The 24,876-nt window shown below is 69.2% G+C and carries 20 protein-coding genes; 5 read left to right on the top strand and 15 right to left on the bottom strand.

Going from position 1 to position 24,876, the window contains the following annotated elements:
- Window positions 1–93 precede the first annotated feature (93 nt).
- From ESP70_RS11585 to ESP70_RS11550, 8 genes are all read right to left on the bottom strand, one after another.
- Window positions 94–1,236 carry an ABC transporter substrate-binding protein gene (locus ESP70_RS11585; RefSeq protein WP_149689406.1) on the bottom strand — a complete coding sequence of 381 codons (1,143 nt, stop codon included), beginning with the start codon at window positions 1,234–1,236 and terminating at the stop codon, window positions 94–96.
- 53 nt (window positions 1,237–1,289) lie between these two features.
- Complete coding sequence (locus ESP70_RS11580) at window positions 1,290–2,093, bottom strand: ABC transporter permease (protein ID WP_149689405.1); 804 nt, start codon at window positions 2,091–2,093, stop codon at window positions 1,290–1,292.
- Window positions 2,090–2,905 (bottom strand): ABC transporter ATP-binding protein, encoded by an 816-nt coding sequence (locus tag ESP70_RS11575; RefSeq protein ID WP_149689404.1) that lies wholly within the window; start codon window positions 2,903–2,905, stop codon window positions 2,090–2,092. The genes ESP70_RS11580 and ESP70_RS11575 overlap by 4 nt, the downstream gene beginning before the upstream one ends.
- Window positions 2,902–3,780, bottom strand: coding sequence for an ABC transporter permease (locus ESP70_RS11570; RefSeq protein WP_149689403.1), 879 nt, complete (start codon window positions 3,778–3,780; stop codon window positions 2,902–2,904). Before ESP70_RS11570 ends, ESP70_RS11575 begins: the two co-directional genes overlap by 4 nt.
- Before the next feature lie 2 nt (window positions 3,781–3,782).
- On the bottom strand, window positions 3,783–4,799 hold the full coding sequence (locus ESP70_RS11565; RefSeq protein WP_149689402.1) for a TIGR03842 family LLM class F420-dependent oxidoreductase: 1,017 nt from the start codon (window positions 4,797–4,799) through the stop codon (window positions 3,783–3,785).
- 13 nt (window positions 4,800–4,812) lie between these two features.
- On the bottom strand, window positions 4,813–6,234 hold the full coding sequence (hydA, locus tag ESP70_RS11560; protein WP_149689401.1) for a dihydropyrimidinase: 1,422 nt from the start codon (window positions 6,232–6,234) through the stop codon (window positions 4,813–4,815).
- A 31-nt stretch (window positions 6,235–6,265) separates the two neighbouring features.
- Window positions 6,266–7,114, bottom strand: a complete 849-nt coding sequence (locus ESP70_RS11555) for a nitrilase-related carbon-nitrogen hydrolase (RefSeq protein WP_149689400.1) — start codon at window positions 7,112–7,114, stop codon at window positions 6,266–6,268.
- Between the two features lie 149 nt (window positions 7,115–7,263).
- Window positions 7,264–8,862, bottom strand: a complete 1,599-nt coding sequence (locus ESP70_RS11550; RefSeq protein ID WP_149689399.1) for a PucR family transcriptional regulator — start codon at window positions 8,860–8,862, stop codon at window positions 7,264–7,266.
- Window positions 8,863–8,958: 96 nt separating this feature from the next.
- Here ESP70_RS11550 and ESP70_RS11545 point away from each other — a divergent pair, with 96 nt between their 5' ends.
- Window positions 8,959–10,467 (top strand): CoA-acylating methylmalonate-semialdehyde dehydrogenase, encoded by a 1,509-nt coding sequence (locus tag ESP70_RS11545; RefSeq protein WP_149689398.1) that lies wholly within the window; start codon window positions 8,959–8,961, stop codon window positions 10,465–10,467.
- Between the two features lie 111 nt (window positions 10,468–10,578).
- Window positions 10,579–11,898: an aspartate aminotransferase family protein gene (locus ESP70_RS11540; RefSeq protein ID WP_149689397.1), complete on the top strand. Its 1,320-nt coding sequence runs from the start codon at window positions 10,579–10,581 to the stop codon at window positions 11,896–11,898.
- A 3-nt stretch (window positions 11,899–11,901) separates the two neighbouring features.
- On the opposite strand, the gene ESP70_RS11535 is transcribed toward ESP70_RS11540, so the two are convergent.
- Window positions 11,902–13,140, bottom strand: a complete 1,239-nt coding sequence (locus ESP70_RS11535; RefSeq protein WP_149689396.1) for an MFS transporter — start codon at window positions 13,138–13,140, stop codon at window positions 11,902–11,904.
- 73 nt (window positions 13,141–13,213) lie between these two features.
- On the opposite strand from ESP70_RS11535, the gene ESP70_RS11530 reads away from it, so the two are divergent.
- Window positions 13,214–13,750 (top strand): MarR family winged helix-turn-helix transcriptional regulator, encoded by a 537-nt coding sequence (locus tag ESP70_RS11530; RefSeq protein WP_149689395.1) that lies wholly within the window; start codon window positions 13,214–13,216, stop codon window positions 13,748–13,750.
- Between the two features lie 113 nt (window positions 13,751–13,863).
- Window positions 13,864–14,289 carry a hypothetical protein gene (locus tag ESP70_RS11525; protein ID WP_149689394.1) on the top strand — a complete coding sequence of 142 codons (426 nt, stop codon included), beginning with the start codon at window positions 13,864–13,866 and terminating at the stop codon, window positions 14,287–14,289.
- Here the strand turns inward: ESP70_RS11525 and ESP70_RS11520 are convergent.
- From ESP70_RS11520 to ESP70_RS11500, 5 genes are read right to left on the bottom strand one after another with little or no spacing between them, the layout of a single operon-like run.
- Window positions 14,286–15,410, bottom strand: a complete 1,125-nt coding sequence (locus ESP70_RS11520; RefSeq protein ID WP_149689393.1) for a cysteine desulfurase family protein — start codon at window positions 15,408–15,410, stop codon at window positions 14,286–14,288. The genes ESP70_RS11525 and ESP70_RS11520 overlap by 4 nt on opposite strands.
- Window positions 15,407–16,249: a carboxylating nicotinate-nucleotide diphosphorylase gene (gene nadC / locus ESP70_RS11515; protein ID WP_149689392.1), complete on the bottom strand. Its 843-nt coding sequence runs from the start codon at window positions 16,247–16,249 to the stop codon at window positions 15,407–15,409. Before nadC ends, ESP70_RS11520 begins: the two co-directional genes overlap by 4 nt.
- Window positions 16,242–17,780: an L-aspartate oxidase gene (gene nadB, locus ESP70_RS11510; protein WP_149689391.1), complete on the bottom strand. Its 1,539-nt coding sequence runs from the start codon at window positions 17,778–17,780 to the stop codon at window positions 16,242–16,244. Before nadB ends, nadC begins: the two co-directional genes overlap by 8 nt.
- Before the next feature lie 10 nt (window positions 17,781–17,790).
- Window positions 17,791–19,050 carry a quinolinate synthase NadA gene (nadA, locus tag ESP70_RS11505; protein ID WP_149689390.1) on the bottom strand — a complete coding sequence of 420 codons (1,260 nt, stop codon included), beginning with the start codon at window positions 19,048–19,050 and terminating at the stop codon, window positions 17,791–17,793.
- Complete coding sequence (locus ESP70_RS11500) at window positions 19,047–19,733, bottom strand: NUDIX hydrolase (RefSeq protein WP_149689768.1); 687 nt, start codon at window positions 19,731–19,733, stop codon at window positions 19,047–19,049. The genes nadA and ESP70_RS11500 overlap by 4 nt, the downstream gene beginning before the upstream one ends.
- A 221-nt stretch (window positions 19,734–19,954) precedes the next feature.
- Here ESP70_RS11500 and ESP70_RS11495 point away from each other — a divergent pair, with 221 nt between their 5' ends.
- Window positions 19,955–21,466 (top strand): ATP-dependent DNA ligase, encoded by a 1,512-nt coding sequence (locus tag ESP70_RS11495; RefSeq protein WP_149689389.1) that lies wholly within the window; start codon window positions 19,955–19,957, stop codon window positions 21,464–21,466.
- Between the two features lie 11 nt (window positions 21,467–21,477).
- Here the strand turns inward: ESP70_RS11495 and ESP70_RS11490 are convergent, their stop codons facing one another.
- Window positions 21,478–24,873 (bottom strand): error-prone DNA polymerase, encoded by a 3,396-nt coding sequence (locus ESP70_RS11490; RefSeq protein ID WP_149689388.1) that lies wholly within the window; start codon window positions 24,871–24,873, stop codon window positions 21,478–21,480.
- Window positions 24,874–24,876: the final 3 nt, after the last annotated feature.

Genomic DNA, 24,876 nt, shown 5'->3' with positions numbered 1-24,876 from the left:
AGCCCGGTGCCACACGTCCCGTGCCCGCCGTCCAGACGCACGACCGGCGCCGCCCGTTCAGGGGCGACGCCGGTCGTGATCAGGTGCTGACGGCTACTTGCCGCCCTCCTTGAGCGTCACGTCGATCGGCTTGTAGTCCTTGCCGTCGACGTCGACCCCTTCGGCCTTGAGCTCCTTGAGCGCGGCCTCCACGTACGTGTTGGAGTACGCCGACGCCGGGGGCGCCTTGGAGATGATCGTCGCGCCGGTCTCGTTCTTGGTGCCGAGAGCGATGTCGACGGTCTGCTTCCAGGCCGCGTCGTCGACCACGCCGATGCCGTGCGTCGAGGGCCAGATCAGCTTGTTGACCTCGTTGGTCATCCACAGCTGGTGGCTCTCGCCGAGCTGCGAGCCCGCAGCCGTGACGATCTTGGCGGCTTCCTCCGGGTTGTCCCGGGCGTAGACCCAACCCTTGATCGACGCCTTGATGAACTTGGTCGTCTGGTCCGCGTACGCCTTGTCCTTCAGCTTGTCGGTCTGCGCCCAGATCGCGTCCTGGAGCATCGCCGTGCCGACGTCGTTCCAGTCGATGACGTTGAGGTCCTCGGGCGTGTAGAGCTTGCCGGTCTTGGGGTTCTTGGTCTCCAGCACCTGGGCGTACTCGTTGTAGGTCATGGCCTGGGCGGCGTCGATGTCACCGGCCAGGAAGCCGTTCATGTCGAACGCCTGCTGCACGAGCTTGACGTCCTTGACGCCCACGCCGGCCTTCTGCATGCCGGCGAAGAGCTCCCACTCGTTGCCGAAGCCCCAGCTGCCGACCTTCTTGCCCTTGAGGTCCGCCGGGCTCGTGATGTTCTTGTCCTTGAACGAGATCTGCGTCGTCGCGCTGCGCTCGAAGATCTGGGCGACGTCGGTGATCTTGGCGCCCTTCTCGATCGAGCCCAGGACCTTGGGGACCCACGAGATCGCGTAGTCCACGTCGCCGGCGGACAGCACGTCCTGCGGCACGATGTCGGCGCCGCCCTCGACGATCTGGACGTCGAGCCCCTCGTCCTTGTAATAGCCCTTGGCGACGGCCGCGTAGTAGCCCGCGAACTGTGCCTGGGGCACCCATTGCAGCTGGAGCTTGACCTGCTTCAGGTCACCGCTCGCCGAGTCGCCGTCACTGTCGCTCCCGCCCCCGCAGGCGCTCAGGACCAGCGATGCCGCAGCCACCATGGCGGCGACCCTTGCCCACTTCCGCATGTTGCGCTTCATCGATTCTCCTTGTTGGTGGTGCTGCAGGCCGCCCGTGGGTCACGGGCGGACGATCAGGGGGTCGAACGATGTCGCGTGAAGAACATCTCGACCGCGAGTGCCGCGCAGTAGAACACGAGGCCGAGCACGATCGCGCCGAAGACGTACGCCCAGGCGAGGGCGTAGTTGCTGCTGGCCGCCGACGAGGTGATCGACTTGCCGAGGCCACCGATCGGACCGCCGAAGTACTCCGCGATGAGTGCCGAGATGACCGCGAGCGACGAGGCGACCCGCAGGCCCGTGAAGACGTATGGCGCGGCGGTCGGCAGCGTGACCGCGAGCTGTTGCTGGCGGGCGGACGCCGCATAGACCCGCATGAGGTCGCGGTGCACCGGGCGCACCTGGCGCAGGCCGCGCAGCGTGTTGATGTAGACCGGCACGATGACCGCGACCGCGGCAACGATCTGGCGCGCGGTCTCCTTGTCGGCGCCGTACATCGTGTAGAGCACCGGCGCCAGCGCGACGATCGGCATGACCGCGAGGGCCGCGACGAGCGGCGCCACGATCGTGTCGAAGATGCGCCACACACCGGCGATGATCGCGCCGAGGATGCCGACCAGCGCGCCGACGACGAGCCCGATCAGCGCGTTGAGGCCTGTGCTGACCGAGCCGTCGACGATCGAGCCGAGGTTGTCGGTGATCTCGTGCCAGATGTCGGTCGGGGTCGGCACGATGTACTGCTCGATGCCGAAGCCGTCGACGACGCCCTGCCACAGCCCGAGCATCGCGACGCCGAGGACGATCGGCGCGACGACCGTGCGATAGGCCGATCCTCGCGCCAACGCCCGCTCGGGGATCGTGGCCGTCGTCGCGCTCATCGGGTGTCGACCCCTCGCGCACCGGCGACGGGTACGCCGTGGAGTGCCTCGCGCACCTTCGCGACGCCACGGAAGAACGCCTCGTCCTCGCGAAGGGAGTCGTCGCGCTCGGCCGGGCCGCCCAGGCTGACGTCGATGACGTCGGTGATCCGGCCCGGACGCGGTGACATCACGACGACGCGGTCGGACAGGAACACCGCCTCGGGGATCGAGTGCGTCACGAACACGACCGCGGCCTGGGTCTCCGCGCAGATGCGGACGAGCTCGTTCTGCATGCGCTCACGGGTCATCTCGTCGAGGGCGCCGAACGGCTCGTCCATCAGCAGCAGCTTGGGGCTCTCGGCGAGTGCCCGGGCGATCGCGACGCGTTGCTGCATGCCGCCCGACAGCTGGTCGGGATAGTGCCCGGCGAAGTCGGTCAGGCCGATCAGCTCGAGCAGCTCGGACACCCGCGCGCGGCGCTCCGAACGGCCAGCACCGTGCAGCGCCAGTGGCAGCTCGATGTTGCCGGTCACGGTCTTCCACGGCAGCAGACCGGCCTGCTGGAACGCGATGCCGTAGTCCTGGTCGACGCGCGCCTGGCGGGCCGGCTTGCCGAAAACGCTGAGCTCGCCGGAGGTCGGGGTGTCGAGGTCGGCGATGAGCCGCAGCAGCGTGCTCTTGCCGCAGCCGCTGGGGCCGATCAGCGACACGAACTCCCCCGGCGCGACGCTGAGGTCGACCGACTCGAGAGCCGTGACGGACGCGCCCTTGCGACCCCCGAACGTACGACTGACCGCACGGACTTCCACTGCTGGCTTGATGTCGTTCACGCTGGGATCTCCGAACGTCGGTAGGGCTTGAGGGCGAGGCCGAGCAGGCCGACGAACGCGGCGGCCACCAGGCCGACGGCGATCGCCGCGAAGATCGGCGCCCAAGGCTTGGCCGGGTCGCTGCTGGCGGACTGGGCGTACTCGATGATCAGGCGACCCACACCACCGCGCAGGCCGATCGAGACCTCGGCGACGACCGTGCCGATGACCGCCGACGCCGCAGCGAGGCGCAGCGCCGGGAGCAGGAACGGCACGCTGGCCGGCAGCCGCAGGCTGACCAGCGTGCGCCACCAGCCGATGCCGTACGTGTGCATGAGGTCGACGTGGGTCGCATCCGGCGCCTTGAGGCCGCGCAGCACCCCGACGGCGACCGGGAAGAAGGCGAGGTAGGCCGCGATGACGGCGACGGAGTGCTCGCTCTGCCACTCGAACCCGCCGATCGTGATCTGCGAGCCCCAACGGCGTACGAGCGGGGCGATCGCGATGAGCGGCACGGTCTGGCTCAGCACGATCCACGGCAGCACGGCAGCCTCCGCGATCGTGAACCGCTGCATGACCAGGGCGAGGGCGAAGCCGACGACGACACCGATGATCCAGCCGAACGCCGCGATCCGGAGCGTGAACAGCCCGGCGTCGAGCACGGTCTGCCACATCGTGTCGCCGATCGTGCCGATGACCGGGTCGGACAGCCTCGAGAACATGTCCCAGACGTGAGGCATCGCGATGTCGGACGAGCGCGGTAGTACCGTCGTCCCGCCGACGACGACGCCCGTGTCGGGGGCGACCGCCTTGTAGCCCTCCCACACCGCGATCACCGCGGCGATGCCCAGGGCACCGAGAGCCAAGCGCCCCAGAGGCGCGGTACGTCGACTCATGACTAGGCCTTGGCCGTCACGTGCTCGCGGATCTGCGGAATGATCGACTCGCCATAGACCCGGAGGGTCTCCTCCTTGTTGTCGTGCTGGAGGTAGCCCGCGAACTGCGTGACGCCGACCTCCTGGAGTGCCTTGAGCTTGGCGACGTGGTCCTCGACGGTGCCGAGGAGGCAGAACCGGTCGACGATCTCGTCGGGCACGAACTCCGCGTGGCTGTTGCCGGCGCGACCGTGCTCGTTGTAGTCGTAGCCCTCACGACCCTTGATGTAGTCGGTCAGCGCCTGCGGCACCGAGCCGTCGGCGCCGTACTTCTCGACGATGTCGGCGACGTGGTTGCCGACCATGCCGCCGAACCAGCGGCACTGCTCGCGCATGTGCGCCCAGTCGTCGCCGACGTACATCGGCGCGGCGATGCAGAACTCCAGAGAGTCGGGATCACGGCCGACGTTGGCCGCGGCATCGCGGACGGTCTGGATCATCCACTTCGTGATGTCGACGTCGGCGAGCTGCAGGATGAACCCGTCCCCGACCTCGCCGGCCGCCTTGAGCGCCAGCGGCCCGTACGCCGCGATCCACACCTCGAGCGACGTGGTGGTCGTCCACGGGAACCGCAGGGTCGAGCCCTTGTAGTCGACGGCGCGGCCGCTGCCGAGCTCGCGGATCACGTGCGTCGCCTCGCGGACCTCCTTGAGCGTCGACGGCTTGCCGTTCGTCACGCGTACGGCCGAGTCACCCCGGCCGATGCCGCAGACCGTGCGGTTGCCGTACATCTCGTTGAGCGTCGCGAACACCGACGCCGTGACGGTCCAGTCACGCGTCGCCGGGTTGGTCACCATCGGGCCGACGATGATCCGCTTGGTCTCGGCGAGGATCGCGCTGTAGATGACGTACGGCTCCTGCCACAGGATGTGGCTGTCGAACGTCCACACGTAGTCGAAGCCGTGCGCCTCGGAGAGCTTCGCGAGCTGCACGGTGCGCCACGCGGGCGGGTTGGTCTGGAGGACGACTCCGAAATCCATGGTCAGCCTTCTGCTAGATGAGGTACTGGGACAGGTCGCGCTTGACGAACTGGCCATGGCCCTTGGTGCCGACGTACGCGTTGTCGTCCACGACGACCGTGCCGCGCGACATGACCGTGTCGACGTGCCCGTCGATCTCGAAGCCCTCCCACGCGGAGTGGTCCATGTTCATGTGGTGTGTCTTGTCGTAGCCGATCGACGTGTGGCCGTTGGGGTCGTAGATCACGATGTCGGCGTCGGCACCGGGCGCGATGACGCCCTTCTTGCCGTAGAGGCCGAACATCCGCGCCGGTGTCGTCGAGGTGATCTCGACCCACCGCTCGAGCGTGATCTGGCCGGTGACGACGCCTTGGTACATGAGGTCCATGCGGTGCTCGACCGAGCCGATGCCGTTGGGGATCTTGGAGAAGTCGCCGAGGCCGAGCTCCTTCTGGTCCTTCATGCAGAACGGGCAGTGGTCGGTCGACACCATCTGGATGTCGTTGGTCCGCAGGCTCTGCCACATGTGGTCCTGATGGCCCTCCGCACGGGACCGCAGCGGTGTCGAGCACACCCACTTGGCGCCCTCGAAGCCCGGCGCGCCGAGCTGCTCCTCGAGCGACAGGTAGAGGTACTGCGGGCACGTCTCACCGAACACGTTCTGCCCGTTGTCGCGGGCCGCGGCGAGCTGTTCGACGGCCTGCTTGGCGCTGACGTGCACGACGTAGAGCGGCGCGCCGGTGAGGTTGGCGAGCATGATCGCGCGGTGCGTCGCCTCCTCCTCCATCTGCCACGCACGGGCGATGCCGTGGTAGTAGGGATCGGTCTTGCCCTGGGCCAACAGCTGCTCGACGAGCACGTCGATCGCGGGCCCGTTCTCGGCGTGCATCATCGTCATGAGCCCGGTCTCGGCCGACGTCTGCATGGCCCGCAGGATCTGCGCGTCGTCGGAGTAGAACACCCCGGGATAGGCCATGAACAGCTTGAAGCTCGTGATGCCCTCGTCGACCAGGCCGTCCATCGCCTTGAGCGAGTCGGCGTTGACGTCGCCGATGATCTGGTGGAAGCCGTAGTCGATCGCACAGTTGCCGCGCGCCTTGTCGTGCCACGTCGCGAGCCCGTCCATGACCTGCTGCCCGTACGTCTGCACGGCGAAGTCGATGATCATCGTCGTGCCACCCCACGCGGCGGCGCGGGTGCCGGTCTCGAACGTGTCGGACGCCGCGGTGCCGCCGAACGGCAGCTCCATGTGGGTGTGCGCGTCGATGCCGCCGGGGATGACGTACTTGCCGGTCGCATCGATCACGGTGTCAACGGTGCGCGCGAGGTCGCTGCCCAGCAGCGTGGATCCGGGCGCGAGCACGGCGACGATGACCTCGCCGTCGACCAGCACGTCGGCTGCCGAACGCCCGGTCGCGGTGACGACCGTCCCGCCGGTGATGAGTGTGGTTGTCACGCTGTACCTCCGCTGGTTGAGCCTGTCGACATCACGGCTTCGCGATCAAGGTGTAGGAGTCGGGCCGACGGTCGCGATAGAACTGCCAGTCGTCGCGCATCTCCTGCACCATGTCCATCTCGAGGTCGCGGACCAGGATCTCCTCGTCGGTGCCCGAGCCCCGCTCACCGACGAAGTTGCCACGCGGGTCGATGACCTGGCTCGTGCCGTAGAAGTCGACCGCGAGCTCGCCGTACTCGTTGTCCTCCCGGCCGACCCGGTTGGGTTGGAGCACGAAGTAGCCGTTGGCGACGGCCGCGCACGGGCCCTCGACCTCCCACAGGCGGTTGCTCAGGCCCGGCTTGGTGGCGTTGGGGTTGAAGACCATGTGGGCGCCGTTGAGACCGAGCTCGCGCCAGCCCTCGGGGAAGTGCCGGTCGTAACAGATGTACATGCCGATCTTGCCGACCGACGTGTCGAAGACCGGGTAGCCGAGGTTGCCGGGACGGAAGTAGAACTTCTCCCAGAACCGGTCGAGGTGCGGGAGATGGTGCTTGCGGTACTTGCCGAGGATCGTGCCGTCAGCCTCGACGATCACCGAGGTGTTGTAGTAGACGCCGGTGATGTCCTCCTCGTAGATCGGCAGGATCATGACCATCGACAGCTCCTTGGCGAGCGCCGCGAAGCGCTGCACGATGGGACCGTCGGCCGGCTCGGCGTAGCGGTAGTACTTCTTGTCCTCGGTGATGCCGAAGTAGGGCCCGTAAAACAGCTCCTGGAAGCAGATGACCTGCGCCCCGTCGGCCTTGGCGTCGCGTGCGAACTGCTCGTGCTTGTCGAGCATCGACTCCTTGTCGCCCGTCCACGTCGTCTGCGTGATCGCGGCTCTGATGACCGTCACTTGGCTTCCCTCTCGCTTGTGGTCCAGATCACAGACCGTCGTAAGGCGCTCACTCTAAGCACGTGGCGGCGGCCCGTCCAGACATTCAATGGCACAAACGTTTCACGAAGGTGATTCTTTGTAACGATCGTATGAACGTGCTCCGGGGCTCAGCGAGCGTGGTCGTGCGCGAGCATCGCGACGCCGAGGGACAGCTGCGACGAGGGATCGTCGAGGCGTACGCCGAGCACGTTCTCGATCTGGGCGAGCTTGGCGTAGAGCGCCGGCCGGCTGCGATGAGCGGTCCGCGCCAGGCGCGACTTGTTGCCACCCGCGGCGAGGAACTGGCGCAACAGGTCGAGCAGTCCGCCTCCGTGCCGCGCCTCGTACGCCAGCAGCGGGTCGAGCTCGGCCTCGACGAAGGCCTGGACCCGTGGGTCGTCGTGCAGCTGAGCGATGAGACCGTGCAGCCGGATGTCGGACTGCCGGAAGTACGCCGGGCCGGCGGCGAGCGCCTCGTGCGCGACGCGCGCCGCGTGCTGGGCGGTCCGCAGCGAGCGACCGGTGGAGAGCAGCTCCGGCTCGGCGCTGCCGACACCGATCGTCACCGGGTCGTGGCCGGGATCGGCCCGCATGGCCTCGGCGAACGCCTTCAGGACCACATCGTCCGACGTACGGGCCGGCACCGAGAGCAGCAGCACGATCTGGTCGTCGCCGAGGACACCGGCGATCGCCGACTGCCGCGACGCGGTCAACGCCCTCGTGACGCGTTCACCGAGCCGGCGTTGGGCGCGATGCCTCGTCGCGGCCTCACCGGAGGGCACGTCGACCTGGACGGCAGCGCCCACGTATGCGGTGCCCGGGGTCAGGCCGAGCGCTCGTGCGCGGGTCAGCGCAGTGGGCCCGTCGGCCAAACGACCCTCCAGCAGCTCGGTGAGGAAGCCACCCTGCGCCTGCAGCTGCACCGACTGCTGGTCGCGCTCGATCATGCGGGACAGCTCGACCGCCTGGGCCACCCGCTCGATGAGCATGCCGAGGCGTTGCTGATCGGCGGTCGGGTTGGGGACGACCAACCGACCCCACTCGTGCCCATGTGTGCCGACACCGGTCGTCAACCAGCCTTCGAGCCCAGCGAGGCCGGTGCCCTCGCGCCGGGGGCACAGCCGCGACCGACGCTCCCAGTCCGCGAGCAGTCCCTCGGCCGGCCGGCCAAGCGCGTGGAACGCGACGACGCGACGGTTGAGGTCCTCGAGCACCATCGACGACCCGGCCATCTCGGCACCAGCGCGTACGAGCTCGTCGACGCCGGCACCGTCGAGGCTCAGCCCCGTGAACGTCTCGTGCACATCCTGCGCGAAGCGTACGAAGTCGAAGCGGTCCGCGACGATGCCGCGATGGACCTCCTCGGTGATCAGCACGAATCGTGCCTGTCGGTGCAGCACGACGAGGGGGAAGTCGCGGTCGCGGGCCAGGTCGAGCACGGCTGGCGGCACGGCGGGCAGGTGCTCGCCGAGCTCGACGATCAGGCCGGCCGCCCCGGCCTCGATCAGCGCCGAGACGTAGTCCACGGCTTCCCCTGCCGCGCCGCGCATCGCCAGGCCGGTGGACAGCAGCAGCTCATCGCCCTCGAGCAGGTCGGCGACCTCGCGCACCTCGCTGACGTGCACCCAGCGCACGGGGCGATCGAGGCGGGCGGCGCCGGTCAGCACCTCGGGCTCCCCCGCCTGCACAGCAGGGCCGGCGAGGATCGAGCGGATCGTGGGGATCATCCGCGGAGTCTAGTTGACATTGTGTAAGGCGTACGAGAGATTCGGCGACACTTCGTCCATTGCCCCGCGCCCCCTCCGAGGCGGAGGATCAGGACCATGACCGAGAAGACCACGATCGGGCACTGGCTCGACAACAGCATCCACATCGGCGGCTCCGGACGCTTCGGCGACGTGACCAACCCGGCCACCGGCGAGGTCACCGCACAGGTCGCCTTCGCCGACGAGGCCGACGCCGCGCGCGTCATCGCCGCGGCCAAGGCTGCCGCGCCTGGCTGGGCCGCAGCGTCGCTGACGACCCGCACCAAGGTGCTGTTCCGCTTCCGCGAGCTGCTCAACGAGCGCAAGGAAGAGCTCGCCGCGATCATCACGTCCGAGCACGGCAAGGTGCTCTCGGACGCGCTTGGCGAGGTCTCCCGTGGGCTCGAGGTCGTCGAGTTCGCGTGCGGCATGCCGCACCTGCTCAAGGGCTCGCACTCCGAGGGCGTCTCGACCGGCGTCGACCTGCACTCCAAGCGCCAGCCGCTCGGTGTCGTCGGCATCATCAGCCCGTTCAACTTCCCGGCCATGGTGCCGATGTGGTTCTACCCGATCGCGATCGGCGCGGGCAACACCGTTGTCGTCAAGCCCAGCGAGAAGGACCCGTCGGCGGTGCTGTGGACCGCTGAGCTGTGGAAGGAGGCCGGGCTGCCCGACGGCGTGTTCAACGTCCTCCAGGGCGACAAGGTCGCCGTCGACGCGCTCCTGGACTCCCCTGACGTCAAGTCGATCAGCTTCGTCGGCTCGACCCCGATCGCCCGCTACGTCTTCGAGCGCGCCAGCCAGGCCGGCAAGCGCGTGCAGGCCCTCGGCGGCGCCAAGAACCACATGCTGGTGCTGCCCGACGCCGACCTCGACCTCGCGGCCGACGCCGCGGTCAACGCCGGATACGGCTCCGCCGGCGAGCGCTGCATGGCGATCAGCGTCGTCGTCGCCGTCGGCCCGATCGCCGACGACCTGGTCGACCGGATCGCGTCGCGCACCAAGACCCTGCGCATCGGCGACGGCACGCGTGGCACCGACATGGGCCCGCTCGTCACGCTGGCGCATCGCGACCGCGTCGCCTCGTTCGTCGAGGCCGGCGACGCCGCCGGCGCCAAGCTCGTGATCGACGGTCGCGAGTCGCCCGTCGACGGCGAGGACAACGGCTTCTGGCTCGGCCCGACCCTGTTCGACCACGTCACGCCCGACATGAGCATCTACACCGAGGAGATCTTCGGCCCCGTGCTCAGCGTCGTCCGCGCCGAGACGTACGACGAGGCGGTCGAGCTGATCAACGCCAACCCGTACGGCAACGGCGTCGCGATCTTCACCAACAACGGCGGCGCCGCCCGCAAGTTCGAGGTCGACGTCGAGGTCGGCATGATCGGCGTCAACGTGCCGATCCCCGTCCCGATGGCCTACTACTCGTTCGGCGGCTGGAAGAACTCGCTGTTCGGCGACACGCACGCGCACGGCGTCGAGGGCATCCACTTCTTCACGCGTGGCAAGGTGATCACGAGCCGCTGGGCCGATCCGGCGGTCTCACCGACCGGCGGCCTCGAGCTCGCCTTCCCCACGCACGATTGACCCTCCCGACCGAGTTGATGGAGACCGCATGAGCGAGCGCCAGCGAGCGAATCATGAGGCAGGGTCCATGCCGCTGCCTCCGTACCGTTGTTTCTTGATGGAGGTAGCGGCATGAGCAGGACGTACGACCTCGACCGCGCCCACGTGTTCCACTCCTGGTCCGCGCAGGCCGAGCTCTCCCCCATGGTCATCGCCGGCGCATCCGGCAGCGAGGTGTGGGACGAGGACGGCACGCGCTACCTCGACTTCTCGAGCCAGCTCGTGTTCACCAACATCGGGCACCAGCACCCCAAGGTCGTCGCGGCGATCCAGGAGCAGGCCGCCACGCTGTGCACGATCGGCCCGCCGCTCGCCAACGCAGCTCGCTCGGAGGCCGCCCGGCTCATCGCCGAGCGCGCTCCGGACGGCATGGAGCGGGTGTTCTTCACCAACGGCGGCGCCGACGCCAACGAGCACGCGATCCGCATGGCCCGCCTGCACACCGGCCGGCACAAGGTCCTGTCGACCTACCGGTCGTACCACGGTGGCACGCAGACCGCGATCAACGTGACGGGTGATCCGCGCCGCTGGGCCAGCGACACCGCGTCGACCGGCACGGTGCACTTCTTCGGGCCGTTCCTCTACCGCTCGGAGTTCCACGCGACGACCGAGGCCGAGGAGTGCGAGCGCGCCTTGCAGCACCTCGACCACGTGATCCGCAACGAGGGACCCGCGACGATCGCCGCCATCATCCTCGAGACGATCCCGGGCACCGCCGGCATCATGGTGCCGCCGCCGGGCTACCTCGCCGGCGTGCGTCAGCTCTGCGACGAGCACGGCATCATGCTGATCGCCGACGAGGTCATGAGCGGTTTCGGACGTACGGGCGCCTGGTTCGCGATCGACCACTTCGACGTCGTGCCGGACCTCATCACGTTCGCCAAGGGGGTCAACTCCGGCTACGTGCCGCTCGGCGGCGTCATCATCAGCGAGGCGATCGTCGAGACGTTCGCGCACCGCGCCTACCCGGGCGGGCTGACCTACTCCGGCCACCCCCTGGCCGCGGCCGCCGCCGTCGCCACGATCACCACGATGGCCGAAGAGGGCATCGTCGAGAACGCGGCGCGCCTGGGCACCGACGTCTTCGGACCAGGCCTCGCCGAGATCGCCGACCGGCACGCCTGCGTCGGCGAGGTGCGCGGCCTCGGCGCGTTCTGGGCCATCGAGCTCGTTGCCGACCCGGAGACTCGTGAGCCGCTCGCGCCTTACGGCGGCAGCAGTCCGGCGATGAACGACATCATCGCCGCGTGCAAGAAGGCCGGCATGCTGCCGTTCGCCAACTTCAACCGCATCCACGTCGTACCGCCGTGCATCATCAGCGACGACGAGGCCCGCCGCGGCCTGGCGATCATCGACGAGGCACTGGCGATCGGCGACGCCGTCGTCGCCTGAGAGTCAGACCATCGCCGCGACCTCGGAGCGTCGTTCCAGGCGGCGTACGGCCGGGGACATCAGGGACAGCAGAGCCGAGCCGCCCATGACAGCGGCGACGACCAGGAGCCAACGGTCGAAGCCCACCACCGTGGCGATCGGTCCGGTGACGACGAGGCCGAGCGGGCGAGCGACGTACGACCCGACGATGTCGAACGAATAGATCCGGGCGAGCTTGTCCTCGGGAATGTTCTGCTGGATCGACAGGTCCCAGTTGACGCTGAAGATCTCGAGCCCGAAGCCGTGCAGGAAGGCGCCGAGCAGCAGCAACGGCAGGTGGTCGGACAGCGCCATCGCCAGAGGGAACGCCGCGGTCAGGGCCAGCAGCGCGGTGCCGACGAACAGCCCCCGTCGGGGTCGCCACCGCAGCGTCAGGAGGCCGCCGATGATGAATCCCAGCATCAGCGCCCCGAGTGCCCAGCCCCACGCCGAGCGACCCAGCGAGTCGCCGACCACGATCGGGCCGAGCACGCCCTGCACTCCCCCGTAGAACAGGTGGTAGAGCAGCGCCTGACCGATCAACAGCCAGAGCCACGTGTGGCGGAACACCTCGGCAGCGCCTGCCCGCAGGTCACCGATGAGGGACGGCGCCTTGTCCAGATGGACCGCTCGTGGCACGCGGATCAGCCCGAAGCACAGTGCGGCGACAGCGAACGTTGCCGCGTCGACCGCGATCGCCCATCCCGACCCGAACGCGGCGACGAGCGAACCGGCGCCGGAGAAGCCGATCACCATGGAGCCGTTCTGCGCCAGACGACGTATGGCGACAGCCTTGGCCAGCTCATCGGCCGGTACGGTCTGCCGGGTCAGCGCCGAGGACGAAGGGCCGCTGAGGGCACCCAGGCAGCCGTTGAGGACGCCCCCGACGGCGAGCAACGGGATCGTTGCCCAGCCGGCGATGAGCGCGACCGCGATCAACGCCTGGAACACCGCCGCGGCGGCCGCCGACCCTTGCAGCATGAGCTGGCGCGGCAGCCGATCGCCGAGGACGCCCCCGGCGAGGACGGTCAGCACCTCCGCAGCCGCGAATGCCGAGACCACGAGGCCGAGGTCCGTTGCCGATCCTCCGAGGTCGAGCACCGCGAACGCCAGAGCCACCGGTGTGATGGCGTTGCCCAGCGCACTGACGGTGGCACCGGAGACCAGGTAGCGATAGTCCGCATGCGCGAGCGGACCGCTGCTGAGGGCGAGTCGAGCGTTCATGCGTACAAGGTAATTCGTCAGCGAACTATTCGTCAACAAACTACTTTGCCGCCGCTCGCGATACCATCACGTCATGGCCGAGACCGACTGGACCGACAGGCACGTCGCCAGGTGGCGCGATCACTGGGTCGACGTCCCGTTCGACGACGACGTCGAGGGCGTGGTGGTGCGCATCGGCCGGCTGCAGCGCTACCTCAAGGGCACGAAGCAGCGCGCCGTCACCGAGACCGGGCTGCAGGACTTCGAGTACGACACGCTGCACTCGCTGATGATCCGCGACACCCCCGGCACCGCCTCCCCCACCGACCTCGCCGACGAGCTGGGCATCTCGGGCGCGGGCATGACCGGCCGGCTCGACAAGCTCGAGCAGGCCGGCTGGGTGCAGCGCACCGTCGCGCCCGACGACCGCCGCCGCGTCGTCGTCGAGATCACCAAGGCCGGCGCCGACATCTGGCGCCGCGCGATGGCCCTTCGCGGCTCGCAGGAGCAGCAGATGGTGGACGTGCTCAGCGCCAAGGAGCGCGCCACGATCAACCGCCTGCTGCGGAAGATGACGCTCCACGTCGAGGCACAGGACCCCGATCCGTCCGCCGCCAAGTCCAAGGACTGACGCCTTGCATCCACCGGCGCCCGACGATCACCTCCCGGTCGCCGAAAATCGGTGCACCGTACATGTTTCCGGCGCTAGTCTGAGCCGAAGTCACCCCAAGACAAGGATTCACCATGGGACTGTTCGGAAAAGACAAGCGAAGCGACGAAGAGCGCACCGAAGACGCGATGCAGCAGGCCGAGAAGATCGTCGGCGGCAAAGGGCTGACGGGCAAGCTGGCCAAGGGATTCATGGGCGCCGACACGATGGCCAAGTTCGGCCAGGGCCTCGACGCCGCTCGTGACGCACAGGCATCGGCCGCGATCGCCGCGTCTGGCATCCCGGGCGTGCCGGCCAAGGTCACGGCTCTCAGTGACACAGGCCAGCTCATCAACTACGACCCTGTCGTCAACCTCACCGCGACGCTGGAGAGCGGCCAGGTCATCGAGATGCAGACCCTCGTCTCCAAGCTGCAGATCCCCCGCGTCGGCGACACCGTCAGCCTCATCCCCAACCCGTCGCAGCCCGGCACGTACGTCTACGGCGGACTGGCGCTCTAGCCGAGCGACGACACTGCCGCGACGGCGCGCGTGAGCTCGGTCGCGGCGGTGTCGAGGTCCTCAGCTGTCGTCGTACGCCCGAAGGTGAACCGCACCGCGGTCTGGGCGACCGGGCCGTCGTAGCCCATCGCGGTGAGCACGTGCGACGGCTCGTCGCTGCCCGCGGCGCACGCCGAGCCGCTCGAGCACACGATGCCGCGCGCCTCGAGCTCGAGCAGGATCGTCTCGCCGTTGGTGCCGGGGAACACGAACGACGCGCTGCCGGGCAGCCGGTGGTTGCGGTGCCCTGTGAGCTCAGCTCCGGGCACGTCGGCCAGCACCCGGTCGATGAACGCGTCCCGACGGGCGACGGTCTCGTCGTTGTCGCCACCGGCCAGCCGAAGCGCGGTGGCCATGCCGACCGCCGCCGCGACGTTCTCGGTGCCGGAGCGCCGACCCGACTCCTGTCCCCCGCCATGGATCAGCGGCTCGAAGCGGGTGCCGCGCCTGACGTGGAGGACGCCGATGCCCTTGGGCGCGCCGACCTTGTGCCCCGAGATGCTCATCGCCTGCACGCCCAGCCGCTCGACGTCGAGGTCGAGCCACCCGGCGGCCTGCACGGCGTCGGTGTGGAACGGCACGCCCTGGTCGGCGGCGAGTCTCGACAGGGTCTCGATCTGCTGGACGGTGCCGACCTCGTTGTTGGCGTACTGGACGCTCACGAGCGTCGTGTCGTCGCGGAGGGCGGCAGCCAGCGCGGCCGGCTGCACCATGCCGTCGTGGTCGACGTCGAGGATCGTCACCTCGTAGCCCAGGCGGCCGAGGAACTCCGCCGACTCGAGCACCGCGGGATGCTCGATCGACGACACGATGACGTGCTTGCCGCGCGGAGCCGCGAGGGCGATGCCCTTGATCGCGGCGTTGTCGGACTCAGTGCCGCCGGAGGTGAAGGTGATCTCCGAGGCCCGGGCGCCGAGTGCCTGCGCCACGTCGGCGCGCGCCTGCTCGAGCGCCCGGCTGGCCGACTCGCCGACCTCGTGGTGGCTCGACGGGTTGCCGAAGTCAGGCCCGAAGTAGGGCCACATCGCCTCTAGAACCTCCCGCTTGAGCGGAGTGGTGGCGGCCTCGTCGAGATAGATCATGAGACGGAGATGTCGAGACCCAGGTCGAGTGCGCGCACGCTGTGCGTCAGCGCGCCGACCGAGATGACGTCGACGCCCGTACGCGCGACGTCCGCGATGGTGTCGAGCGTGATGCCGCCGCTGGCCTCGACGAGGGCCCGGCCGGCGATCTCGGCGACCCCGGCCCGCAGGTCGTCCAGGCTGAAGTTGTCGAGCATGATCGTGCCGGCTGCGCCGGAGTCGAGCACCGCGTCGAGCTGCTCGAGCCGGTCGACCTCGACCTCGATGTGCGTCGTGTGCGGCAGATCGGCCTTGGCCTGCCGCAGCGCAGCGGTGATGTCGGGGATGACCGCGAGGTGGTTGTCCTTGGCCATCACGGCGTCGGACAGCGAGTAGCGGTGGTTGTGGCCGCCGCCGCAGCGTACGGCGTGGCGCTCGAGGGCGCGGAGCCCCGGAGTCGTCTTGCGGGTGTCGACGACCCGCGCCTGGGTGCCGGCGACCGCGTCGACGTACGTCGCGGTGAGTGTCGCGATGCCCGTCATGCGCTGCACGAGGTTGAGTGCGACCCGCTCGGCCTGCAGGACCGCCCGCGCGGACCCCTCGACATGAGCGAGCACGGCGCCGGCGTCGAACCGGTCACCGTCGGCGGCCTCGAGCGTGACCTTGACCGTCGGGTCGAGCGTCGTCATCGCGATCTCGAACACCTCGGCGCCCGCGAACACACCCGGTTCGCGCGCCACCAGGTCGGCGCGGGCCACGGCCGTCGCAGGTACGAGGGTCTGCGACGTCAGGTCGCCGAACGGCGCGTCCTCGTCGAGCGCCATGTCGACGACGCGCTGGATCTGCCTGCGCTCAAGCATGCTGCGGCGCGATCGAGGAGTGCTTGGCCTGAGCGGGATCGCTCTCGGGGAAGTCAGTGCGGTAGTGGCCGCCCCGCGATTCACGGCGTGCCATCGCACTTGCGACGACAGCGCGCGCCACGACGAGCAGGTTGGCGTCCTCGGCCGACTTGGCGTCCGTGGCCACGGGTGCCCGCCACTCGCTGAGCGTCGCGAGGGCACGCTCGAGGTCCTCGCCGTTGCGCGACAGGCCGGCGGCGTCCCACATGAGCTGCTGCAGGTCGCTGCGGTTGACGTCGTCGCCGTCGGGATCGTCGGCGAGGTCGAGCGCGATCGGTGCGGTCCAATCGGAGTCGAACTCGGCGAGCGGCGCCGGGTCGTTGAGCCCTTCGATGACCCGCGTGCCATAGACAGCGCCTTCGAGCAGCGAGTTGGACGCGAGCCGGTTGGCGCCGTGCAACCCGTTGCACGCGGCTTCGCCGACGGCGTAGAGGCCGGGGATCGAGGTGCGTCCCCACTCGTCGGTGCGGATGCCGCCCATGTAGTAGTGCGCAGCTGGCGTCACCGGGATCGGCACCTCGCCCCAGTCGAAGCCCTGCGCGCGGCATGCAGCATCGATGTTGGGGAACCGCTTGGCGAGGAACTCCGCGCCGAGCGCGGTGGCGTCGAGGCGTACGGGGATGCCCGGCTGTTTGGCCATCTGCGCGGCGATGCCTCTCGCGACGACATCGCGGGGTGCGAGCTCCGCGTCGGGGTGCACGTCGAGCATGAAGCGCTTGCCGTCGACGTCGATCAGGGTCGCGCCCTCACCGCGTACGGCTTCGGAGATCAGGAAGTTGCCGGGAGCGTCGAGCGACGTCGGGTGGAACTGGTAGAACTCCAGGTCCGCGGCGACAGCGCCGGCCCGCAGCGCCATGCCGAGACCGTCGGCGGTCGCCACCTCGGGGTTGGTCGTGTAGGGGAACAGCTGGCCGGCGCCCCCGGTCGCGAGGATCACGGAGTCGGCCCGCACGTCCTCGCCGTCGAGCAGGCGTACGCCAACGGCCTGGCCCGCCTCGACGATCACGTCGACCACGGTCGTACGCTCGCGGATCGTCACGGTGCTCTCGCGGAGACGATCGATCAGGGCGTACGCGATGCCGGCCCCGGTGGCGTCTCCCCCGGCGTGCAGGATGCGGGCGTAGGTGTGCGCGGCCTCGAGCCCGTGGGACAGCTCGCCGTCGTGGCGGTCGAACGGCACGCCGCGGGCGATGAGCTCATCGATCGCCTCGGGGCCCTCGGCGCACAGGATGCGCACGGTGTCCTCGTCGCTGAGCCCGGCACCGGCGACCAGCGTGTCGCCGACGTGCGACTCGATCGTGTCGCCGAGGTGCGGCGCGCCCGGATCGCTCATCGCGTCGATCACCACGGCAACGCCGCCCTGCGCATAGCGCGTGTTGCTCTGGGCGAGGTCGGCCTTGGTGAACAGCGTGACGTCGTACGCGTCGGCGGCTTCGAGCGCCGCGGTCATGCCGGCCACCCCGCTGCCGACGACGATGATGCTCTTGCGCATGGCGATGTCCTTACTTCGGGAGCGCCGCGAGCATGCGCTCGAGCGCGACCTTGGCGTCGGTGGCAATGTCGTCGGGCACGACGATCTCGTTGCGGAGCTCTCCGGCGACGAGGCCGTCGAGCGTCCAGGCGAGGTAGCCGGGGTGGATGCGGTACATCGTGGAGCACGGGCACACGACGGGATCGAGGCAGAAGATCGTCCGGTCGGGGAACTCGGCGGCGAGCCGGTTGACCATGTTGACCTCGGTGCCGATCGCGATGACGTCACCCGGCTCGGACGCGATGACGTACTTGCGGATCGCGTCGGTCGAGCCGGCGGCGTCCGCCGCGTCGACGACGGGCATCGGGCTCTCGGGGTGGACGATGACCTTGACGCCAGGGAACTCGGCACGCGCCTTCTCGATCTGGGCGACCGAGAAGCGCTTGTGCACCGAGCAGAAGCCGTGCCAGAGGATGACCTTGGCGTCGTTGAGCTCTTCGACGGTGTTGCCGCCGAGCTCCTTGCGCGGGCTCCACATCGGCATCTGCTCGAGCGGGATGCCCATGGCCTTGGCGGTGTTGCGGCCGAGGTGCTGGTCGGGGAAGAACAGCACGCGCTGACCACGTTCGAAGGCCCATTCGAGGACCGTCGCGGCGTTGGACGACGTGCAGACGATGCCACCGTGACGACCGCAGAACGCCTTGAGTGCGGCCGAGGAGTTCATGTAGGTCACCGGGATGACCGGCTGCTTGCCGTCGGCGTCGGGCTCCTCGCCGTAGACGGCCATGAGGTCCTCCCAGCACGCCTCGACCGAGTCCTCGTCGGCCATGTCGGCCATCGAGCAGCCGGCGGCGAGGTTGGGCAGGATCACGTGCTGCTCGGGACGGGCCAGGATGTCGGCGGTCTCGGCCATGAAGTGCACGCCGCAGAACACGATGGTGTCGGAGTCGGGCTTGGTCAGCGCCGCGTTGGCGAGCTGGAACGAGTCACCGACGAAGTCGGCGTACTGGATGACCTCGTCGCGCTGGTAGAAGTGGCCGAGGATCACGAGGCGGCTGCCCAGCTTGTCCTTGGCGGCGCGGATGCGGGCGTGCAGCTCGTCGTCCGTCATGCGCTGGTACTCGGCAGGCAGCTGTCCGGGTCGTACGACCGGCTCGGGGATGACGTCGTTCTCGGACGCGCCGGGGCCGTATCCGGGGAACGTGTCGAACTCCCACGGGCCCTTGGCCAGCTCGACATCGCAGCTGGTGTCGGGTGCCGCGACAATCAGGTCGTTGATGGAGGTGGTCATCTGCGCTCCTCAGGGGCGTGTGACGGGGGTCCTGCCTCAAAACGGAACAGGGCCGGTGGTCGGTGGCTCGTGCCCTGCAGGCAGGTGCCCGTGGGGACGAGGGTCTTGCTGGCCAGCGCCTGACGGCGGAAGTTGGCCGGGTCGAGATGCGTACGCAGGACGGCTTCGTGCACCGCGCGCAGCTCGGCGAGGGTGAACTCGAGCGGCAGGAACGCGTGCGCGATCGGGGTGTAGGTGATCTTGGCGCGCAGCCGGGCGAGGGCGTAGTCGACGATCTCGGTGTGGTCGAACGCCAGCGGGGGCAGCTCGTCGGCGACGAACCACTCGACGTTCTCGCCGTCGACCGCGCGGGCGACTTCGTCGGGCTGCACGAGCGCCCAGTAGACGATCGACACGACCCGGTCGTCGGGCGACCGGTCGAGGCTGCCGAAGGCGTAGAGCTGCTCGAGGTAGTTGGGGGTGAGCCCGGTCGTACGTTCGAGGGTGTGGCGGGCGCTGGCCGCGAGGTCCTCGTCGGCCTCGAGCGGTCCGCCGGGCAGGGCCCACTGGCCCTCGTAGGGCTCGCGGATGCGGCGCACGAGGGGCAGCCACAGCGTCATGAGTCCGCTCTCGGGGTGCGGCCGGAGCGCGAAGATCACGGTCGAGACCGCGAGGGAGACCCGCTGGTCGATCGCCGACTGCATCGTCACGGGCTGGGTCCTTCCGGCTCTCAGTCGTACTTAAGGTTGAGTTGACTCTAAGGTCACTGTAGTGCGCCCCTTAAAGTCATGTCAACCCTAAGTACGGTGAGGAGTCACTCACGGTGCCGTGAGGAGTCACTCGGAGTGACTCCTCAGTGCGATGGGAGTGACTCCTCAGCGGAACGTCGCCTTGCGGTGTCGGTGGCGGCGCCGATGATGGGTGCATGCTGCTTGCCGACGTCGTCGCCACGTCCACAGCCGTCGCCGCCACACGTTCACGAACGGCCAAGGCCGCCGCGATCGCCGACCTGCTGGGTCGGGCCGCCGATGAGGGTGTCGACGTCATCCCGGTCGTCACGTCCTATCTCGCGGGAGCTCTGCGCCCACGCCGCACGGGGCTGGGCTGGCGGTCGCTGCAGGACCTGCCCGAGCCGGCGGAAGCCGCCACCCTCGAAGTCGCGGAGGTCGACGCCGAGTTCGAACGCATCGCCGCACTTGCCGGGGCAGGCTCGCAGGTCGCTCGCGCCGATGCGACGCGCAGCCTGTTCGCCCGCGCCACGGCTGACGAGCAGCGGTGGCTGCGTGGCATCGTCACGGGCGAGGTCCGTCAGGGTGCGCTCGACTCGCTGGTGCAGGAAGGACTCGCCCTGGCCGGCGGCATACCGGTTGCGGCCGTCCGACGAGCCGCGATGATGGCCGGCTCCACGATCGACATCGCGGTCGCCGCCCTGACCGAGGGTGTGGATGCCCTTGCGTTGTTCACGCTCGAGGTGGGCCGGCCGGTGCTGCCGATGCTGGCCTCGACCGCCCCCACCGTCGAGGCGGCCATGGCCAAGGCCGGCGGCGGTGAGGTGGCGATCGACACCAAGCTCGACGGCATTCGCGTCCAGGTGCATCGTCGCGGCGATGACGTCCTCGTGGTCACGCGATCCCTCGACGACGTGACCGACCGCCACCCCGACCTCGTCGCTCTCGCCCGTACGCTGCCCTGCCGCGACGTCGTGCTCGACGGCGAGGTCCTCGCCCTCGGCCCCGACGGCCGCCCCCGCCCGTTCCAGGAGACTGCGTCCCGCACGACGGCGGCCGGCAAGGTCGTGCTGACTCCTGCGTTCTTCGACGTCCTCCACCTCGACGGTCGTGACCTCGTCGACGCGCCGACCGCTGACCGTCTCGCCGCGCTCGAGTCCGTGGTCCCTGAGGCATACCGCGTCCGGCGCATCGTCACCGCCGACCCGGCCGAGGCCGAGGCGTTCGCCGCCCAGGTGCTGGCGTCCGGGCACGAGGGCGTGGTCGTCAAGAGCCTGACAGCGACCTATGCCGCTGGTCGGCGGGGTGCCAACTGGGTCAAGGTCAAGCCCGTCCACACGCTCGACCTGGTCGTGCTGGCGGTCGAGCGTGGTTCCGGCCGGCGCAGCGGTTGGCTGTCCAACATCCACCTCGGCGCTCGCGACGGCGATCAGTTCGTCATGCTCGGAAAGACGTTCAAGGGCATGACCGACGAGATCCTCGCGTGGCAGACCGAGCGGTTCCGCGACCTGCAGACGGGCGACGACGGCTATGTCGTCACGGTCCAGCCCGAGCAAGTTGTCGAGATCGCGTTCGACGGCGTGCAAAGGTCGACCCGATACCCCGGTGGCGTCGCCCTGCGCTTCGCCCGCGTGATCCGCTATCGCGACGACAAGCCCCCGGCAGAGGCCGACACGATCGACACCGTCCGCGCATTCCTCCCCGGCTGAGCAGAGGGGCCTCAGCGGAAGTTGCGGCCTTGGTGCTTGGCGGGGATCGCGGCGGCGGCCTCGGGATAGACCGTCTCGATGCGCTCGAGCTTGTCGGCGACAAGGTTGGTGACGCCGTCGAAGCGTTCGAGCTTGCCGCGGATGATCAAGCCGGCTGAGTTGCGGCCGACCCGGCGATAGCGGTTCCACAGCGCCTGCGAGCACACGACGTTGAGCATCCCGGTCTCGTCCTCGACGTTGAGGAACGTCACCCCCACGGCCGTCGCAGGACGCTGCCGGTGGGTGATCAGGCCGGCGACCCTGACCCGGCGGCCCGACTCGGCGTCGGCCAGCCCGGCGACGGAGTGGATGCCCTCGGACGTCAGCAGCGGGCGGAGGAACTCGACGGGATGCTTCTCCGGCGAGATGCGGGTCGCCCAGAGGTCGGCCATGGTCTCCTCGACCTCGGACATGCCCGGCAGCATCGGCGGTGGCGACTGGACCGAGGTGCCCTCGAGCTGATCGAGGTTCTCGACATAACCGGCGTTCCACAGCGCCTGCCGGCGCGACAGGCCGAACCCGTCGAACGCCCCCGCCGTGGCCAGCGACTCCATCTGCGCGACGGTCAGCTCGGCCCGGCGCGACACATCGGCCATGTCCTTGAACGACTGACGGTCGCGCTCGGCGACGATGCGGCGGGCGACATCGAGGCCCACCCCTTGCACCTCGTCGAGCCCCAGACGTACGGCGAAGCCCCCGTCGCGACGATGCTCGGGGGTCGGGTCCGGCGTGCCGCGGACGAACGTCGGGACGGGTGGCTGCTCGCGCTCGAGACAGGTGTCGAGGCCGGTCGCCTCGGCACTCTCGATGACCTCCAGGTCGGCCTGCGCCTGCGAGTGCATGATGTCGGGCCGCAGGATCGTGACGCCGTGGTGGCGCGCATCGGTCACGAGCGACTGCGGCGAGTAGAAGCCCATCGGCTGGTTGCGCAGCAGCGCCGCGAGGAACGCCGCGGGATAGTGCAGCTTGAGCCACGAGCTGGCATAGACCAGCAGCGCGAAGCTCAACGCATGGCTCTCGGCGAAGCCGAAGTTGGCGAACGACTGGATCTTGAGATAGATCGTGTCGGCCTCCTCCCCCGTGATGCCGTGGGCGGCCATGCCCTCGTAGAGCTTGAGCCGCAACGACTCGATGCGCTCGATGCCGCGTTTGGAGCCCATCGCCCGGCGCAGCAGGTCGGCCTCGTCGCCGGTGCACCCACCAAGCTTGATCGCCACCTGCATCAGCTGCTCCTGGAACAGCGGGACGCCGAGCGTACGTTCGAGCACCTCCTTGAGCGCCGGATGCGCGTACGTGACGGGCTCCCGGCCCGTGGCCCGCCGGATGTAGGGGTGCACCGCGCCACCCTGGATCGGGCCGGGGCGGATCAAGGCGATCTCGATCGCGAGGTCGTAGTAGGACCGAGGCTGCAGCCGCGGCAGCGTGCCGATCTGGGCGCGACTCTCGACCTGGAACACCCCGATCGAGTCGGCCCGGCACAACATGTCGTAGACCGCGGCCTCCTCCTTGGGCATCGAGGCGAGGTCCCACTCCTCGCCCAGGTGCTCCGCGACGATCCGCATCGTGTGGTCGAGCGCGCCGAGCATGCCGAGGCCCAGCAGGTCGAACTTGACCAGCCCCATCCACTCGCACGCGTCCTTGTCCCACTGCAGCACCGTGCGGTTGTCCATGCGGCCCCGCTCAATGGGGCAGACCTCACCGATGGGCCGCTCGGCGAGGATCATGCCGCCCGAATGGATGCCCAGGTGCCGCGGGCCGCCGAGCAGCTGCTGCGCCAGCGAGACGACCTGTGGGGGTACGTCGTTCGTGTCCTCGGCCGAGATCGCGCTCCACGCGTCGATCTGCTTGGACCACGCATCCTGCTGGCCCGGCGAGTAGCCGAGCGCCTTGGCCGCATCGCGTACGGCTGAGCGTGGCCGATAGCTGATGACGTTGGCGACCTGCGCGGCGTTGTGCCGGCCGTAGGTCTCGTAGACCCACTGGATGATCTCCTCGCGCCGGTCGGAGTCGAAGTCGACATCGATGTCGGGCTCCTCCTCGCGTGTCGTGGCGAGGAACCGCTCGAACGGCAGGTTGTAGAAGATCGAGTCGACCGCCGTGATGCCCAGGGCATAGCAGAGCGCGGAGTTGGCCGACGAGCCCCGGCCCTGGCAGAGGATCTTGCGACGCCGGGCCTCCATGACGATGTCGCGGACGATCAGGAAGTAGCCCGGGAAGTCCTTCTCCTCGATGACCTGGAGCTCGCGGTCGATGCGCCTGCGCGCCTCGTCGGGGTTGTGGGCGTAGCGATCGCGGATGCCCTGATCGGCGAGCTCACGCAGATAGCTCATGGCGGTATGTCCCTCGGGGATGCCGCGGTGAGGCAGCCGAGGCGTCGCCGCGCGCAGGTCGAAGGCCAGCTCGTCGGCGATCGCGACCGTACGTTCGACCGCCCCCGGGAATCTCGCAAAAAGAGCCATCATCTCGGCGCCGGACCGCAGGTGCGCCGCGCCCGTGGCCGGCAGCCAGCCGTCCATGTCGGTGAGGCTGCGACGCGCCCGGACTGCCGCCATCGCGGCCGCGAGCTGGCGGGTGCCGGGCCGGGCGAAGTGCACGTTGTTGGTCGCGACCGTCGGCAGGCCGTGCATCGCGGCGAGCTCGGCGAGCGCGTCGTTGGTCGTGCTGTCGGCGGGGAAGCCGTGGTCGATCAGCTCGACGACGACGTTGTCGAGACCGAACAGCGCGGTGAGCCGGTCGAGCGCGGTCGCCGCCTCGTCGAGCCCGCCCGCCGCGAGCCTCTGGCGTACGTGACCCTTGCGGCACCCGGTGAGGATCAGCCAGTGGTCGCGGCCCCTCTCGGCGAGCTCCTCGAGGTCATAGACGGGCCGGCCCTTCTCGTCGCCGCGGAAGTGCGCGTCGGTCATGGCGGCGGCGAGCCGGTGATAGCCCTCGACCCCGCGTGCGAGCACCAACAGGTGGCTGCCCTCGGGGTCGGCGGCGCCGTTCTGCGGCTTGCTGAGCCCGAGGGACAGCTCGGCGCCGAAGATCGTCTTGAGGCCCAGCTCCTCGTACTTGACCGCCTCCTCGGCGAACCGCGGCGCACCGTAGAACCCGTCGTGGTCGGTCAGCGCCAGGCCGTGCAAGCCCAAGGCGATCGCTTCCTCGACCAGCTGGTCGGGACCGCTGGCGCCGTCGAGGAAGCTGAAGTTGCTGTGGCAGTGCAGCTCGGCATAGGGCACGACGGGGCCGTCGGGACGCGTGAGCTCCTTGGGCTGGGTCTTGGCCCGCTTGCGCGACCAGCCCGGTGCGTCACCGCCGTCCGGCTCGGGCCTGCCGGACAACCGCCGTTCGAGCTCACGCCACGAGACGTCCGGGTTGTTCCACCCCATCAG

The sequence above is a fragment of the Aeromicrobium ginsengisoli genome, from assembly GCF_004134905.2.
Taxonomy (GTDB): Bacteria; Actinomycetota; Actinomycetes; order Propionibacteriales; family Nocardioidaceae; genus Aeromicrobium; species Aeromicrobium ginsengisoli.
Note: the sequence above shows the minus strand (reverse complement) of the source record. Positions and strands in the feature narration are given on the sequence as shown.